General features: G+C 59.8%; 17 protein-coding genes and 1 pseudogene. 14 read left to right on the top strand and 4 right to left on the bottom strand.

What is annotated here, in order from left to right; genetic code table 11:
- The first annotated feature begins 3 nt into the window (after positions 1–3).
- The 11 genes from HU727_RS03080 (at position 4) to HU727_RS03030 (ending at position 9,973) form a co-directional block, all read left to right on the top strand.
- The gene (locus tag HU727_RS03080) at positions 4–900 is read left to right on the top strand and encodes a LysR family transcriptional regulator (RefSeq protein ID WP_186528225.1); all 897 of its coding nucleotides are present in this window, start codon (positions 4–6) and stop codon (positions 898–900) included.
- Positions 901–1,024: 124 nt separating this feature from the next.
- The gene (locus HU727_RS03075; RefSeq protein WP_186528224.1) at positions 1,025–1,690 is read left to right on the top strand and encodes an RraA family protein; all 666 of its coding nucleotides are present in this window, start codon (positions 1,025–1,027) and stop codon (positions 1,688–1,690) included.
- A 38-nt stretch (positions 1,691–1,728) separates the two neighbouring features.
- The gene (locus HU727_RS03070) at positions 1,729–3,075 is read left to right on the top strand and encodes an MFS transporter (RefSeq protein ID WP_225919762.1); all 1,347 of its coding nucleotides are present in this window, start codon (positions 1,729–1,731) and stop codon (positions 3,073–3,075) included.
- An 80-nt stretch (positions 3,076–3,155) separates the two neighbouring features.
- Positions 3,156–3,818: an RraA family protein gene (locus tag HU727_RS03065; protein WP_186528223.1), complete on the top strand. Its 663-nt coding sequence runs from the start codon at positions 3,156–3,158 to the stop codon at positions 3,816–3,818.
- 212 nt (positions 3,819–4,030) lie between these two features.
- Positions 4,031–4,570: a thiamine pyrophosphate-binding protein gene (locus HU727_RS03060; RefSeq protein WP_186528222.1), complete on the top strand. Its 540-nt coding sequence runs from the start codon at positions 4,031–4,033 to the stop codon at positions 4,568–4,570.
- Positions 4,558–5,154 (top strand): thiamine pyrophosphate-dependent enzyme, encoded by a 597-nt coding sequence (locus HU727_RS03055; RefSeq protein ID WP_186528221.1) that lies wholly within the window; start codon positions 4,558–4,560, stop codon positions 5,152–5,154. Before HU727_RS03060 ends, HU727_RS03055 begins: the two co-directional genes overlap by 13 nt.
- A 64-nt stretch (positions 5,155–5,218) precedes the next feature.
- Positions 5,219–6,382 (top strand): acyl-CoA dehydrogenase family protein, encoded by a 1,164-nt coding sequence (locus HU727_RS03050; RefSeq protein WP_186528220.1) that lies wholly within the window; start codon positions 5,219–5,221, stop codon positions 6,380–6,382.
- A gap of 72 nt (positions 6,383–6,454) precedes the next feature.
- Positions 6,455–7,657 (top strand): CaiB/BaiF CoA transferase family protein, encoded by a 1,203-nt coding sequence (locus tag HU727_RS03045; RefSeq protein WP_186528219.1) that lies wholly within the window; start codon positions 6,455–6,457, stop codon positions 7,655–7,657.
- Between the two features lie 72 nt (positions 7,658–7,729).
- On the top strand, positions 7,730–8,578 hold the full coding sequence (locus HU727_RS03040) for an HTD2 family dehydratase (protein WP_186528218.1): 849 nt from the start codon (positions 7,730–7,732) through the stop codon (positions 8,576–8,578).
- Positions 8,568–9,386, top strand: a complete 819-nt coding sequence (locus HU727_RS03035) for an HpcH/HpaI aldolase/citrate lyase family protein (protein WP_186528217.1) — start codon at positions 8,568–8,570, stop codon at positions 9,384–9,386. Before HU727_RS03040 ends, HU727_RS03035 begins: the two co-directional genes overlap by 11 nt.
- 278 nt (positions 9,387–9,664) lie before the next feature.
- On the top strand, positions 9,665–9,973 hold the full coding sequence (locus tag HU727_RS03030) for a hypothetical protein (RefSeq protein ID WP_186528216.1): 309 nt from the start codon (positions 9,665–9,667) through the stop codon (positions 9,971–9,973).
- A gap of 195 nt (positions 9,974–10,168) precedes the next feature.
- On the opposite strand, the gene HU727_RS03025 is transcribed toward HU727_RS03030, so the two are convergent.
- On the bottom strand, positions 10,169–11,179 hold the full coding sequence (locus tag HU727_RS03025) for a chemotaxis protein CheB (RefSeq protein WP_186528215.1): 1,011 nt from the start codon (positions 11,177–11,179) through the stop codon (positions 10,169–10,171).
- Positions 11,180–11,449: 270 nt separating this feature from the next.
- On the opposite strand from HU727_RS03025, the gene tspO reads away from it, so the two are divergent.
- Together tspO and HU727_RS03015 are read left to right on the top strand one after the other, a co-directional pair.
- Positions 11,450–11,893 carry a tryptophan-rich sensory protein TspO gene (gene tspO / locus HU727_RS03020; RefSeq protein WP_186528214.1) on the top strand — a complete coding sequence of 148 codons (444 nt, stop codon included), beginning with the start codon at positions 11,450–11,452 and terminating at the stop codon, positions 11,891–11,893.
- Positions 11,890–12,873: an alpha/beta hydrolase fold domain-containing protein gene (locus HU727_RS03015; protein ID WP_186528213.1), complete on the top strand. Its 984-nt coding sequence runs from the start codon at positions 11,890–11,892 to the stop codon at positions 12,871–12,873. Before tspO ends, HU727_RS03015 begins: the two co-directional genes overlap by 4 nt.
- Here the strand turns inward: HU727_RS03015 and HU727_RS25650 are convergent.
- Together HU727_RS25650 and HU727_RS03010 are read right to left on the bottom strand one after the other, a co-directional pair.
- Positions 12,831–12,965: pseudogene (locus tag HU727_RS25650) on the bottom strand (TetR/AcrR family transcriptional regulator); the annotation flags it as partial. The gene HU727_RS03015 and the pseudogene HU727_RS25650 overlap by 43 nt on opposite strands.
- 114 nt (positions 12,966–13,079) lie before the next feature.
- Positions 13,080–14,090: a zinc-dependent alcohol dehydrogenase family protein gene (locus HU727_RS03010; RefSeq protein ID WP_186528212.1), complete on the bottom strand. Its 1,011-nt coding sequence runs from the start codon at positions 14,088–14,090 to the stop codon at positions 13,080–13,082.
- A gap of 160 nt (positions 14,091–14,250) precedes the next feature.
- On the opposite strand from HU727_RS03010, the gene HU727_RS03005 reads away from it, so the two are divergent.
- Complete coding sequence (locus HU727_RS03005; RefSeq protein ID WP_186528211.1) at positions 14,251–15,165, top strand: LysR family transcriptional regulator; 915 nt, start codon at positions 14,251–14,253, stop codon at positions 15,163–15,165.
- A 223-nt stretch (positions 15,166–15,388) separates the two neighbouring features.
- On the opposite strand, the gene HU727_RS03000 is transcribed toward HU727_RS03005, so the two are convergent.
- The gene (locus HU727_RS03000) at positions 15,389–15,844 is read right to left on the bottom strand and encodes a GNAT family N-acetyltransferase (RefSeq protein ID WP_186528210.1); all 456 of its coding nucleotides are present in this window, start codon (positions 15,842–15,844) and stop codon (positions 15,389–15,391) included.
- Between the last annotated feature and the right edge of the window lie 172 nt (positions 15,845–16,016).

Genomic DNA, 16,016 nt, shown 5'->3' with positions numbered 1-16,016 from the left:
GCCATGATCACGTTCAAGCAACTGGAAGCCATCTACTGGATTGTCGAGCTGGGCAGCTTCGAATCCGCCGCCATGAAGCTCAACATGTCTCAGTCGGCTATCTCCAAGCGCATTCAGGAGCTGGAAGACGCCTTCGACATGCCGATTTTCGATCGCTCCAGACGCAGCGCGCGCCTGACGGAGAAAGGTACCGAGCTATTCGAGCAGGCCACGGAAATCCTTCGCCAGCGCGATTATCTGCTCGAGCGAATCAGCTCCAGGGAAGTGCTGGTCAGGCGCTTTCGCATTGGCGTCACGGAGCTGACCGCCATGACCTGGCTACCGGCACTGGTCGAGGGCATTCGCAGCGCCTACCCCAAAGTCGCACTGGAACCCTCGATCGAGCTGAGCACCGAACTGGTGGCCAAGCTGGAGAACGATCAACTTGATCTGATCATCGTTCCCGATATCTTCGCCGACTCGCGTTTCGTCAGCACGCCGCTGAGTTCCGTGGAGAATGCCTGGATGTGCGCACCATCGCTGCACCAAGGCGACGCGACCATGAACATGCAAGCCCTATCCACTTACACCGTGCTGACCCAGGGCGGCGGCTCGGGCACCGGATTGATCTATGAGCGCTGGTTCACGCAGAACGATGTGCGCGTCAACCGCACGATAAAAAGCAACTACCTGATTGCCCAGTTGGGCCTGACTTTGTCCGGTGTCGGGATCAGTTACCTGCCTCGCCAGTGTCTCGCGCCTTTGGTGGATCAGGGTCGGCTGCTGGTGATCGAAACCGACCCGCCGCTGCCGCCTATTCATTACATTGCCGTGCACCGTGCCGATCGACTTCAGGGCCTCAGCGTGGAGGTCGCACGTCTGGCCGCGCACTGCTGTGATTTCAGCCGCATGGTGTGGTGAGGCGCAAAGCGAACGAGAAAAAAAGCGATGCTTTTGCATAGATAAATATCGCTAATGGTAACGAGCGACGTTTCTTACTATGAACGCCTAGCCCACATGGGTTCAGTCGTTCACGGAGGTCGCCATGTCATTGCCCGGTTCACGTATCCACCCTTCTCCGCCGCAGCCGTCACGCGCGTTGCTGGAGGCGTTTCATAGTGTCGTCACGCCCCATATCAGCGACAACCTGGGGCGCCACATCGGTGCCCGTGGACTGACGCGTTACAACCACACGGGCAAACTGGTTGGTACTGCTCTGACCGTGAAGACTCGTCCCGGCGACAACCTCTACATCTACAAAGCCCTGACCCTGATTGAGCCGGGGCACGTGCTGGTCATCGATGCGCAAGGTGACGCCACCAATGCGGTCATCGGTGAGTTGATCAAGCTCTATGCACAACAGCGCGGCTGTGTGGGCTTCGTCGTCGATGGCGCCATCCGCGATGTGGCCTGTTTTCAAGACACGCCTTGTTATGCGCGCAGCGTGGTGCATTGCGGTCCTTATAAAAGCGGGCCGGGTGAAATCAATGTCCCGGTGTCCATCGGCGGGATGATCATCAACCCTGGCGACATCGTGGTCGGTGATGAAGACGGTCTGGTTGCCTTTGCTCCGCAAGACGCTGAAGAGGTGTTGTTCAAGGCGCGTGAGCATGATGCGCACGAACAGCAGGTCAAAGCCGAAATTGCGACGGGCGCGATTGACCAGTCATGGCTGGACAAAGTGCTGGAAAAGGCCGGGCTGGCCAACTGAAGCACGCTTTCACCACCACAACAATAAGGTCTGCCCCAATGTCTATGCCTGAAGTGCTAAAACCTGCCGTGCGCAGCCGTTACCGCTGGGTGGTCGCGACGCTGATTTTTCTGATCTACACGATCGCAGCCGCCGACCGCGCCAATCTCGGCGTCGCGCTGCCGTTCATTCGTAAAGAATTCACGATGAGTAACGCCGAGGCCGGCGGTTTGATGAGCCTGTTTCTCCTGGCCTACGCGCTGGCACAGATTCCCTCCGGCTTCGCGTTTGGCCGTTTCGGCGTCAGCCGCATCCTGCCCGGCGCCATGGTAATGACATCCGTTCTGACTGGATTGGTGGGTACAGCCGGCTCACTGCTGGCCCTCAAGCTGTATCGCCTGGGGCTCGGCGTGGCCGAGGGTCCATTGCCGATCAGCATGACGACGACGATCAATAACTGGTTTCCCGCGCGGGAAAAGGGCACTGCGTCCGGGATCTTTCTGTCCGCCGTGAAATTCGGCCCGGTGATCGTGCCACCTCTGTGCGCCGTGATCATTTCGGTATGGGGCTGGCGCGAGATCTTTTACTTCTTCGCCGTGCCCGGCATCGTGTTGGCCATCGTCTGGTATTTCATGGTGACTGATCACCCTTCGCGCAGCCGGTTCGTCAACGCAGCAGAACTGAGCTACATCACCGAAGAGACCGACACCACCGAGGCGACTCAACAATCGCGTCCGCGGCAGACCCCGGCCTGGGTCAGCAAACTCGACCGCGTCATACGGGTGCGCGATGAAGCGCGCCTTGAGACCAACCGGCAGGTGTTCAAGTCCTGGAACATCTGGGGCTGCGCCACCAGCTATTGCTTCCAGCTTGGCGTATCGAGCGTCCTGTTGGCCTGGATTCCGACGTACCTGATGACGGTCAAACAATTCTCGATCATGAACATGGGCCTGGTCTCGGCTGCGCCGTGGGTGGGAGCGGTACTTGGCAACCTGCTCGGTGGTTTCTGCTCGGATCGCCTGATGGGCGGGCGACGCAAACCGGGCATGCTGCTCTCCGCGCTGGGGACGTCGTTGATGATGTACCTGCTGATCAACTCGCCGGCAGAACCCATTCCCTACGGCTTGCTGCTGTTGGCGACGGGTGCGGTGCTCAGCCTGGGCTTTTCCTCATACATGGTTTATCCGATGGGGCTGACCAGCAAAAAAACGTTCCCCATCTCCAACGCCGTGGTGAACATGGTCGGCCAGCTCGGGGCGGCAGCCACGCCGTTCATCACCGGACTACTGCTGGATAACTATGGCTGGAACTATGTGTTTGCGTGGCTGGCGATCGGATCATTCGCAAGCTTCATCCTGTTGCTGACCATTTCCGAACCACGGGCGCAATTGAGCATGCCGGGTTGAAACGGTCCGGTGCATAAATACGGGCCGCTCATTGGACCGGCCTTAGTCTGAACAAAACTGTTATCACTGTGAGGTGCCACATGTCCCCCCAAGACCAGGAACTGGTTGCGCTGTTTGAAGGCCTGGATACACCCGGAGTGTCCGATGCCCTGGACAAACTGGGCCTGCCCGGCCAATGCCTGGGTGTCATGCCCCTGGATAACTACCGGCAGGTCGTAGTCGGGCCGGCTTACACCGTGCGCTACGTCACCGCCAGTTGCCCACCCGGCACGGTTGGCGATTTCATTGATGACGTGGCGGAAGGCGACGTGGTGGTTATCGACAACGACGGGCGCACCGACTGCACCGTCTGGGGCGACATCATGACCCAGTACGCCGGCACCAAACGGATTGCCGCAACGGTCATCGATGGCGTCTGCCGGGATGTCAGCAAGGCGCTGGGTGACGGTTATCCGCTGTTCAGCAAGGGGCGCTTCATGCGGACCGGAAAGGACCGGGTGGAAGTCGAGTCGGTCAACCGGCCCGTGTCCATCGGCCAGGCTCGGGTTTGCGCCAGGGACATCGTCGTCGCCGATGCCAACGGCGTGGTCATCGTGCCACGGGATCGAGCCCGTGAAGTGGCCGCCTGTGCACGCTCGATCGAGGAAGTCGAATCGCGCATTCGCGCCTTGATCGCTGAAGGCAAATCCCTCAGGGACGCGCGCACTGCGCTGGGTTACCACACCTTGCAACGCAAATCCTGATCCGCGCTTACACCGTCTTCCCTTTTGCCCTCACGGCCTGCCCACGACAGCGCCCGGTGAGGGCATTTTTTTGCCGGTGCGCAGTCAACCCGAGGCAGACAGCGCCCAGCTATACAAAACCGGCATATCTCAAAGACAAAAACGGTAGTCGTCGTTCTCCGCCAGCGCACCCAGAATCGGTGAAAACAAAAGCAGCACTGCCGGAGAGTGACATGACTTCAGAAGCTCAAAACACCGTCGAGCGGGATTGGCAGGAGGACGTGTTTCGCGTGCTCAAGTCGCATGACGTCAAACACGTGGTCTTCGTCCCGGACGCAGGTCACTGCGCTGCGATCCGCATGTCCTATGCCGATCCGGACATCAAAGCCGTCGTGCTGACCACTGAAGAAGAAGGCATCGGCTACCTTGCCGGCGCCTGGCTTGGCGGTGAGCGCGGCGCATTGCTGATGCAGTCGAGCGGCGTCGGCAACTGCATCAACACACTGGCGCTGCAGAACTGCGCAGGTTTTCCCCTCTTGATGGTAGTGACCATGCGCGGTGACTGGGCCGAATTCAACGCGTGGCAAAACCCGATGGGCCAGGCGACCGAGGCTTCGCTGAAGCTGATGAACGTGATGACCTGGCGCGCCGACGTTCCCGCCGATGTCGCGCCCTTGCTGCACGGTGCTGCGACCATGGCGTTCAACGGCGACCGCGCCACTGCCCTGCTGCTCGGGCAGCGTCTGATCGGAGAAAAGAAATGGGTGAAGTAAGCGCAAACCACACCTTGTGCCGTCGCGAAGTGGTCAAGGCCTTGCTGGCTGATCGCAAAGACGTACTGGTCGTAACAGGCCTGGGATCAGCGTCCTACGACGTCATGGCGGCCGGCGACCATGATCACAATTACTACCTCTGGGCCGCCATGGGCAGTGCCATCACCGTCGGCCTGGGCCTGGCCAATGCGCAACCGGACAAATCGGTTGTTGTCGTCACCGGTGACGGCGAGCTGCTGATGGGGCTTGGTGCGCTCGCTACGGTCGCCCTGCAGAAACCGGCGAACCTGACCATCGCTGTGCTGGACAACGGCCATTTCGGCGAAACCGGCATGCAGGTCAGCCACGCCGGTTTTGGTGTCAATCTGGACCAGGTCGCGAAGGCCTGCGGCTTCAGCTGGACCGATGAAATTCGCGACATGCAAGGCGTGCACGATTTGCGCGAGCGGTTCGCCACGCGCGATGGGGTCAAACTGGCGACCCTCAAAATCAAGGCGCAAAACCCACCACGGGTGCTGCCGCCACGCGATGGTCACTACATCAAGAATCGCTTTCGCGCTGCACTGGGTTTCAACCCGATCTGATTGCCGTAAACCGGACTTTCTCACGCCGGGCAACGACCGGGCGTGAGCGTCGAGGAGAACAATAATGACTGACCGAAACGCTGAAGAACTCAATGCCATCCGCGAAGGTGTGCGCGCCCTTTGCGCTGAATTCGATGCCGCTTACTGGCGCAGGATCGACGAAGAAAAAGGCTTTCCAGAAACTTTCGTCAAAGCCCTGACCGACGCCGGCTGGCTGGCCGCGATGATTCCGGTCGAGTACGGCGGCTCCGGGCTGGGCCTGGCCGAAGCTTGCGTCATCCTGGAAGAAGTGAACCGCTGTGGCGGCAACTCCGGAACGGTTCACGGGCAGATGTACAACATGTTCACCCTGCTTCGAAATGGCAGCGAGGCGCAGAAAAGTTACTACTTGCCCAAACTCGCCAGCGGTGAACTGCGCCTGCAATCGATGGCGGTTACCGAACCCACCACCGGTACCGACACCACGAAGATCAAGACCACTGCCATCAAACGCGGCGACAAATACGTGATCAACGGACAGAAAGTCTGGATATCGCGCGTCCAGCATTCCGACCTGATGATCCTGCTTGCGCGCACGACACCCTTGGCCGAGGTGAAGAAAAAATCCGAAGGCATGTCGATTTTCCTCGTCGACCTGCGCGAAGCCATCGGCAATGGCCTGACCGTGCAACCGATCGCCAACATGGTCAACCACGAAACCAACGAACTGTTCTTCGACAATCTGGAGATTCCCGCCGACAGCCTGATCGGCGAAGAAGGCCTGGGCTTTCGCTACATCCTCGATGGCCTCAACGCCGAGCGCACGCTGATCGCAGCCGAGTGCATCGGCGACGGGCGCTGGTTCATCGAAAAATCCGCCGCCTATGCCCGCGATCGCGTGGTATTCGGCCGCCCGATCGGGCAAAACCAGGGCGTTCAGTTCCCGATTGCGCAGGCGCACATCGAAATCGAGGCGGCAGACCTGATGCGCTGGCGCGCGTGCGAAGAATATGACAGCGGGCTCAATGCCGGTGCGAGCGCCAACATGGCCAAGTACCTCGCGGCCAAAGCCTCCTGGGAAGCGGCCAATGCCTGCCTGCAAACCCACGGCGGCTTCGGCTTTGCCTGCGAGTACGACGTGGAGCGCAAATTCCGCGAAACCCGTCTGTATCAGGTCGCCCCCATTTCCACCAACCTGATCCTGTCCTACGTCGCGGAACACCTGTTGGAGCTGCCGCGTTCGTTCTGATTTTTCGGCGCAAGGTCCGGTGCGGCGTGGTCAACGCGTGCACCGGCCCATCATGACAAGAGAGATAAAAGCATGAGTCAGCCCAAAGACGTCCGCCCCCTCGATGGCATAACCGTCGTCAGCCTGGAACATGCGATCGCCGCGCCTTTCTGTACCCGACAACTGGCCGATCTCGGCGCCCGGGTGATCAAGGTTGAACGTCCCGGCGTCGGCGACTTCGCCCGTGGCTACGACCAGCGCGTCAACGGTCTGGCCTCGCATTTTGTCTGGACCAATCGCTCCAAGGAGAGTCTGACGCTGGACTTGAAACAGGACGCCGCCAGCGACGTTCTCGACAAGCTGCTGGCCGGCGCCGATGTGCTGGTGCAAAACCTGGCGCCGGGCGCGGCGGCGCGGATGGGATTGTCCTTCGAAGCGTTGCGTGAGCGTTTTCCGCAATTGATCGTCTGTGACATTTCCGGTTATGGCGTTGGCGGGCCATATGAAAACAGGAAGGCCTACGACCTGCTCATCCAGAGCGAGGGTGGATTCCTGTCGGTGACCGGAGGCCCGGGCGCGCAGGAAACGGCCAAGGCCGGTTGCTCGATTGCCGATATCGCTGCGGGTATGTACGCCTACAGCGGCATTCTCTCGGCATTGCTGCTGCGCGGTCGCACCGGTGAAGGCAGCCACATTGATGTGTCGATGCTCGAAAGCCTCGTCGAGTGGATGAACTATCCGATGTATTACGCCTTCGATGGCGCCGCACCGCCGCCCCGTGCCGGCGCCGCCCATGCAACGATCTATCCCTACGGCCCCTTCCCCATCGGCGACGGCAGCACGGTCATGCTTGGCTTGCAGAATGAACGGGAATGGCAGCTGTTCTGCACCCGGGTTTTGCAGCAGCCGGAGCTGGCTGGAGACCCGCGTTTCTGTGCCAATTTCAAACGCGTCGAGAACCGTGAAGCGCTGCGCGAGTTGATCATCGAATCATTTGCAGGGCTCAATTTTGATGCAGTGATTGATCGACTCGACCACGCTCAGATCGCCAACGCGCGAGTCAACGACATGCAAGGCGTATGGGATCACCCGCAGCTCAAGGCTCGCCATCGCTGGCGGGAGGTGGACACGTCGGTTGGCGTTATTCCCAGCCTGCTCCCGCCCGCCGGCAACAGCGCGTTTGCTCCGTGCATGGGCGCCGTGCCGGCACTCGGTGAGCATACGACGCAGATTCTGGCCGAATTGGGATGGGGTGCCGAACGCATCGAGCAGATGCGCCTGGACGGAGCAATCTGACCGACCGACAAACGTGTTGCGAACCTTGACTCCAGGGTTCGCCCCCTGACCAAACATGCAGGAGTGATGAAGATGACTGCCTTTGATTTTTCCGCCTGGATCGGCCGGCGTCAGGAATGCCACGACAGGATCAGTTTCACCCTGGTCAAGCGCATCGCCGCAACGTTGAGCGAGCCGGCGCCGAAACCGGACGAACCGCTGCCGCCGTTGTGGCACTGGGCGTTTTTTCAGGAACCGGTCATGGCCGAGCAGTTGGGGCCGGACGGCCATCCGGCGCTCGGTGATTTTTTGCCTCCGGCACACAACCGCAATCGCATGTGGGCCGGCAGCCGCATCGAGTTCTTCCAGCCATTGAGGGTTGAGGCGGAGGTGACCTGTGTATCGACCATTCTCAACGTCGAGGAGAAACACGGTCGCACCGGATCGTTGCTGTTTGTCACCGTCCGCCATGAGTATTTCCAGGACGGCCAGCGCGCACTTCAGGATGACCAGGACATCGTCTATCGCGAGCCGACGCCACCGAAACTGAGCACTGCTGACACGCTTGCGCAAGGCCAATGGCAGGAACAGGTCGAGCCGTCTGCGACCTTGCTGTTTCGCTATTCAGCGGTCACGTTCAACGGCCATCGCATTCACTATGACTGGCCTTATGTCACTGAAACCGAGGGCTACCCCGGGCTGGTGGTGCATGGTCCCCTGATCGCCACGCTCAACTTGCGCGCCTTCACCCGGGCGCACCCCGATGCACGTCTGCATCGATTCAGCTTTCGTGGCGTCCGCCCCTTGATCTCTGCGCAGGCGTTTTCAGTGGGCGGCCGAGTCACGCAAAACGGCGTGGCGCAGGTCTGGGCTGGCAATGCAGCGGGCGTTGCGCAATTGGGCGAGATCCACTTCAGCGAAGGCACACACCATGATCAGTGAAAACGTTCGCAGCGCGCTGTTTGTGCCGGCGACTCGCCCGGAGCGCATTCCCAAGGCCGTCGCCACCGGCGCCGATCGGGTCATTGTCGATCTGGAAGACGCGGTGTCGCAAGCGCTGAAGGATCAGGCGCGCGATAACCTGAATCGCTACCTGAGCGAAAACCCGGGCGCCCGAGTGCTGGTTCGGATCAATGCTCCCCGTCACCCGGCGCATGCCGCCGATCTGGACGTGTGTCGCCGGCATGCCGGGGTCGTCGGCATTCTCTTTCCCAAAGCCGAAGAGGCTGCCCAGATTGCTATCGCCGCCCGTACAGGCAAACCGGTCTGGCCGATCATCGAAAGTGCCAGAGGCCTGGCCCGGTTGCCTGAGATTGCCGAGGCCGAGGGCGTCGAGCGTCTGTCATTCGGCAGCCTTGACCTCGGTCTGGATCTGAATCTGAAAACGGGCAGCCCGGCCGCCGAACAAGTCCTCAGCCACGCCCGTTACGCGGTACTGCTCGCCACCCGGAGCGCAGGTCTGGCGCCAGCTCTGGATGGCGTCTACCCGTCCATACAGGACACCGAAGGTTTGCACGCCAGCGTGCAGTTCGCGCGTGACATGGGGTTTGGTGGCGCGCTGTGTATTCACCCGGCTCAGGTTGCGGTCATCCACCAGGCAATGAAACCCGACGCGCAGGAACTCGATTGGGCCCGGCGGGTGGCGAACGTCGCCCGCTCTGGTGAAGGCGTATTTGTGCTGGACGACATGATGATCGACGCGCCCGTCATTGAGCGCGCCAACGCGATTCTCATGCGCGCCAAGGGATGATTGAGCAGGCGGGCGGACGAAAGTGTTTGTTCGCCCCCCCGGCAAAAGAGTCATATACGCGAAGAACTCGCCTGACTTTTTTGAACTTCCAGCGCTGCGCCGTCCGTCCAGACAGGCACGCAAAAAAGAAATTTCTGTGTCAGCCACGCCTCTCAAATACATACGCTGACGCCCGCCGTGGTGACTGCGAGATAGCCTGGTCCGAGACGTATGGGCGAAGCCTGAACGCCACAAGGCGGCCTCGGCACCGGGTCTGTTCCCTGCTCAAGGTGATCAACATGAAAAACGTCAAAGACTCTCAGCCGACCGCTGATCCTTCGCAACAGCTCCTGGAAAAAGCCTCCGCTGCTTTTGAGCGCGACTGTCAACAGGCCTGTCGCCGGCTCAGGGTGCACATCGCGTTGAATGTTTTCGGTGTGGGCACATTGATTCCGAACAACCTCGCTGATGAATACCCGGACCACGACGCGAGCGCGCAATCGCAGCGCGGCGACGCCTCATATCGGCCCGCCATGACCTTGTTTGCCGACTCCGCCAGCGCGGCACATGGCAGCGCAATCGGTGCGTCTGAATATCCTCTGCACTAAAAGGAGTTCGTCATGAGATCGCAAAAAAACCTGAGCTTTCCATCGAGGCTGATCGACGCGCCGAGCCCTTCGTTTCTGATGGGCTGCGCGATATTTGTAGCAGGAGCACTGATTTTGGTGAGCGATGCTGTCGCAGGGTACATTTAGGTTCAAAGGGTCAGCAGCCACCAGGTGCTGTCCCTTTGAACCTGGCCATCAAGCAGGGCGCAACGAGGCCAGCAGCGCTCGAATCGTGCCCTTATGGCTCTCAAGTCCCGCACTCGCCAGCTCATATTCTTTGACTGCACCGCCGCGCCCGGCCACCTCACTGCTTTGAATCAACCGACCCAGCAGCAATTGTTTTTCATGCAAGGCCCGAACGGCGACCCACAAGGCTTCCTCTACCGTTTCGTTCTGCGATTCAAACAACGCAGCCCACGAATAGGCATGGCCGGTATGGCAACGGAAGCGTATCGGCTTATCACCCAGCTCCCACAACGCGCCGCCGCATTCGGGGCAACACAAACCTGAAACCTTGCCTATCGGATCCAGCGCATACGCTCCCCCTGAGCTCCAGTCTTCAGTGAGATCGTTTTCTGTCGCAAAGGGCTCGACTCGTTTGCCGCTTTCAAATGATGCAGCTTCGGTTGCGCGCTGCCGGACTGTTTGCACCAGCACCTCGCCCAGTTCAGCCAGTGGAAGGCAACCATCCACCTCAACGTTTCGAAGCGCACTTTCCGGCATCGAAGACGCTTGCGCCGTGGCGGGGTCCTGGACAAATGCCAGCCCTCCGTATGCCTTGATCGCCTGAAGCCCTACGACACCGTCATCCAGCTCACCCGTCAGGATGACGCCTATCACCTTGTTCTGGTTGCTGGCTGCGGCGGATCGAAACATGGGATCGATCGCGGGACGGGCGTGGTTTTCTTTGGCACTGCGGGTCAGGTGTATCGTTCCCCCTTTGACCAGCAGATGCCGGTCAGGTGGCGCCACATAGACGCGCCCTGCCTGGATCGGCTCTCCGGACTCGGCAAAGCTGATGTTCAACGCCGTGGCGGCTGCCAGAATACGGGGCATCTGGCTTGGCTGGTCGCCGATGTGCATGGTGATGAGCACTGCGGCCTCAAAGTCATCCGGAAACTGGCCGAGCAGCTCGAGTAACGCCGCAAGCCCGCCGAAGGAGGCGCCGATGACGATGATTTGGCCGGAAAAACTGTCTCGTTGCATACAAGGGTCCTGGCTGGCGATTGATCGCGTATTTCAAGTCAGCAGCGTTGCGATCAACCTTTGGAGCGAGCGCTATTTGTTGACTGCCTTGCTAGTTCTGATAGTGCTGCGCCAATGAAGGTTCGGAAAAATTCACCTGGGTCTGCCCATGCAATGCTGCGGTAACCGAGATCGCCGTTTGCCATTTCGTTTTCCCGGCCAAACTTTTTGCGTACCCAGGCGTCCTCTTCTTAACTCTCCATAAAAGCTGATCACAGCTAAGGACTGGCAATGACCTTCTTCATTTTCCTTTTGGCCTGCGCAGCAGCGGCCACCACCGGCGTGATGTTCAAACCCGGCCCGTGGTACGAATCGCTGAACAAGCCCTCCTTCACCCCGCCCAACTGGGCGTTCCCCGTGGCATGGACGATTATTTACCTGCTGCTGGCGTGGGCCGGTTATCGCTTGAGCCTGATCCCCGGCAGTCAAATCGTGTTGGCGTTGTGGGCCGCGCAGATTGCCCTGAACACCTTGTGGACGCCGGTATTCTTCGGCGCGCATCAGGTGCTGGCGGCGATGGTGATTCTGGTGGTGCTGTGGCTGGTAGTCGCGGCAATGGTGGTCATGGCGCTGCAACTGGATGTGGTCACCGGACTGATTCTGTTCCCGTATCTGGTGTGGCTGTGCGTCGCGGCGGCGCTGAACTTCTCGATCCTGATGAAGAATCGCACGTGAGCGATTTCCCATGGCCTCAGGGCGAGCGCGAGCTGGCACAAGTGCGCGCGTTCAACAGAAAACTCGCCTGGCTGCCGCGCTTCAAGGTTCGCAATCGACTGACCCCTCGGCTGATCCAGGCGCTGTTGCGCATGGGTCAGATCGGTGGCGCGGGCAAGTTGCGCGAGCAGGGGCTGACGGCTGAACGGCGCGTCATCGACAGCGTGCCGGTCCGAATCATTCGTCCCAAAGGTAAACCTGAAGGCGTGGTGCTGGATTTCCACGGCGGCGGCTGGGTGATCGGCAATGCTCAGATGAATGACAACTTCAACGTCGCCATCGTCAATACCTGCCGCGTGGCAGTAGTGTCAGTCGATTATCGACTGGCCGTGTCGACGCCGATCGAGGGGTTGCTGGAGGATTGCGTGCGCGCCGCTCGCGGCCTTTTGCAGGATGCCGAGTTTGCGGATTTGCCCGTGGTGGTGGTCGGCGAATCGGCGGGAGCGCACCTCGCCGCCGCCACCCTGCTCGCCCTCAAGTCATCGCCACGATTGCTGCAACGGATCCGCGGCGCGCTGCTGTATTACGGCGTTTACGACCTGACCGGAACACCAAGCGTGCGCAGTGCGCCAGCCGACACGCTGGTGCTCGACGGCCCCGGCATGGTTGAGGCGTTGCGCCTGCTGACGCCGGGGCTGACCGACGAGCAGCGACGCCAGCCTCCGCTCTCGCCGCTGTACGGCGATTTCACCGGATTCCCGCCGGCGCTGATGTTTGCTGGTGAACTCGATCCGCTGCGCGACGACACGCTGCTGCTTGCCGAGCGTTGGCGACAAGCAGCGCCGGTGGAAATGCTCGTACTGCCGGAATGCCCGCACGGGTTTATCCATTTCCCCACGGCGGTTGCCGAAGGGGTGCTGGCGTACAGTCGGGAGTGGATTTCTGCCCAGATGAGGAGTTACTCGGTCAAGTCTGCCGACATCAGTCCAGCGCTTTCGTAACTGCCAATCAACTCATCAAACAACGCAATAGCGCCCCGGCTCCGTGCAATCAGCTGCGCACCGGCCACGGCAGCATAAATCGCCCTGGCCCGCATGCAGGAACGCCCAAGCGTGCAACAATGGCGAGCCATGGTGGAACGCGGCGAGCCGTAAAGCCGAGGCAGAAAAAAGGCGCCTTCATCGGCGCCTTTTTTTGGGGCTGGGCGTCAGCCCACCTTGATCACAACCTTGCCAAACGCTCCTTTCGCCAAATGCTCGTAGGCCTCACGGGCCTGCTCAAACGGATACACGTGCTCAATGACGGGACGGATGTCGTGTTCCGCGAGGAATACGTTCATGCGGTCGAACGATGAGCGCGGTGCGACGGCGATGCCGCGAATTGTGGTCTGGCGGAAAATCAGCGGCATGAGGTTGAGTTCGACGGTCTGCCCGGCCAGGAAACCAATCTGCGCGATGCGTCCAGAAGCCTTGGTCGCGGCGACGGATTGATTGATGCCATTGCCACCGGCGACATCGAGCAGCAGATCCACACCCTTGCCTTCGGTAAGTTTAAGCACTTCATCCGACCAGTTCGGCGTGGTTTTGTAGTTGATCCCGGCGACCGCACCCAGATGCTTTACCGCGTGCAGGTTGTCATCACTGCTCGACGTAGCGATGACCTTGGCGCCCAGTGCCGTAGCGATTTGCGCGGCAAATATCGAAACGCCGCCGGTGCCCTGAACCAGCACGGTCTGGCCCGGTTGAATCGCGCCGAAATCGACCAGTGAATACCACGCAGTAAGCGCGGCGATGGGCAGCGTGGCCGCCTCTTCATCGCTCATGTTGGCCGGCGCGCCCACCGCGCTGTCCTCGTGAATGATCATGTACTCGGCCAGGCCGCCAGGCAGTGGCGAGCCGAAGCAGTAATCCGGCTCATTTGGCCCAGGTTCGCCGTCCAGCCAGCGTGAATAAAGATGCGAGTTGACCCGGTCGCCGACCTGAAAACGCGTAACGCCATCGCCTACCGCAACCACCGTGCCGGCGGCATCGCTTACCGGTATCAGCGGTTTTGGCACCATGTGCGGCTCGTAGATACCGTCAACGATGGCCTTGTCGCGGAAGTTCAGCGAGACGGCGCCAACCTTGACCAGCAGCTCGCCCGCCTTGGGTTGCGGGGTTTCTGTCTCGCCCAACTGCAGATTGTCGAGCCCGAAATCTTTCAATAACCACGCTTTCATGGTGAGTCTCCAAATGCATGTCAATGACTGCAAACCGCAGCGGGTTTGCCTTGGACACATAGTTGGCCTTTAGGGGCGCGCAATAAATGCTCGGAAAAAGACAGGATTGTTCTATCCTCAAGCAACAAAGCCGTCCATTGAACTCACCGGAAAAGATGTCATGGAATTACTGCAATCGATGCGCCTGTTCGCCCGGCTGGCGGAACTGGGCAGTTTCACCAAAGCCGCCGAGTCGCTGGACATCGGCCGACCTCAAGTCACTCGCTACATTCAGGAACTCGAAAGCTCGCTGGGCGTACGCCTGTTCCAGCGCACCACGAGGAAAGTAGCGCTCACGCCAGAGGGCGAACGCTTCTACCAACGGGTGCAGGAAATTCTCGCCGAGATTACCGCCGCAACCACCATGTTCGATCGCACCGGCGCAACACTTTCCGGTCGCCTGCGCGTCGATATTCCCACGGCGTTCGCGCAGATGGATTTCATCAGAAGCTTGCGGGAATTCACCGACACCTACCCGGGCATCAACATGATCCTGGGCGTGACAGATCGGGCGGTGGATCTGGTCGGCGAAGGGATCGATTGTGCGTTGCGAATCGGCGAGCTGCCGGACTCAACCCTGATCGCCCGCCCCATCGCCTTGGCGACCATGGTGACCTGCGCCGCCCCCCAATATCTGCGCGAACACGGCACGCCGGCAACACTGGACGAGCTGGCCGATCACCGCGGCGTTAACTTTTTATCGGGCCAGAACAATCGCACATTGCCCTGGCAGTTCTCGGTTGATGGAAAGCAGCAAACGTACGTCAGCCACACCGGGATTACTGTCACCGAGTCCAATGCCTACGTTCAGTGCGGCGTGTCCGGTTTCGGCATCATTCAGGCACCGGGAATTACGGTCGCTGAACATCTGGCCAGCGGTGCTCTGGTCGAGATTCTGCAACCGTTGCGGCCGGCGCCTCGGCCGGTATCGCTGTTGTACCCCAGCCGAACGCATTTGCCGGCGCAGGTGCAGGTGTTTATCGAATGGCTGCAGATGCGGTTTGTGCAGTTGCATGCGGCGTGGGTGGAGGGTTAGATCTGGCTTTGCACTTGTTATCCAAAACGTCCAACGACTCATGTAACCACCGTAAATGTTCGAGTGCACTCTAAGTCAACTGCTATTTTCTACCCGGCAGAATCGGGCAAATCGCGAGCAGTATTTGCGTGACGTCGGCACTGCTCGCCCTCTAATCTGAGCTGAATCCTTTACGACTCGCAGCTCGACGAAACCGACGCCAGTTTGAAGGGCTCAATTGGTCCTACGTTTTCACCGCCTTCACCATGATGACCGTACGCTCCGATTGAAGGTACTCATCCCGGACCTTGCTGAAACCAAGCGAGGCATAGAAGCCTTCTGCAGTGATAGAAGAAGGAACGCGTAGCAGGTTGAAACCTGCGTCGACGGCTATGGATTGAATACTTTCCATTAGCTGTCTTCCGACGCCCTTCCCTTGATAGTCCGGTTCGACAAATACGCTCCGAACAACATCCTTATCGAGACTTGCCGTCGCAACGACTTGACTGTCGATCGTAGCGACAAGCACCAGGCGCACCGTCAACAATGGAAGCACCGCCGAGGGCGAAAAGTTTTCAACTACTTGGTCGATGACTTCGGTTGGGTAGTCCCGAGCGTTGCTCTCGCGCAGCGTTTTGATGATCGTTCCACTGATAGCCGGCGCGTCCGCAGTCGTTGCATTTCGAATTTTAATCTCCATCAGGATTGCTCCTTGCTTGTCGGTCCAATGCGTCACACGGTTTATCGCAGCAAATTCCGCATACCTATAGTTGAACGAATGGCTCGAAGTCCGTCTCGAGCATTCGAAAAAGGGACGTCAACTGGCGTTTGCCGCCGTCAGCCTGCACGTCGGGGAGCGAACGGTTGCACGC

The sequence above is a fragment of the Pseudomonas khorasanensis genome, assembly GCF_014268505.2.
In the GTDB taxonomy this organism is placed as follows: Bacteria; Pseudomonadota; Gammaproteobacteria; order Pseudomonadales; family Pseudomonadaceae; genus Aquipseudomonas; species Aquipseudomonas khorasanensis.
The sequence above is the reverse complement of the archived record's forward strand: the minus strand, read 5'-3'. Positions and strand labels throughout refer to the sequence as shown.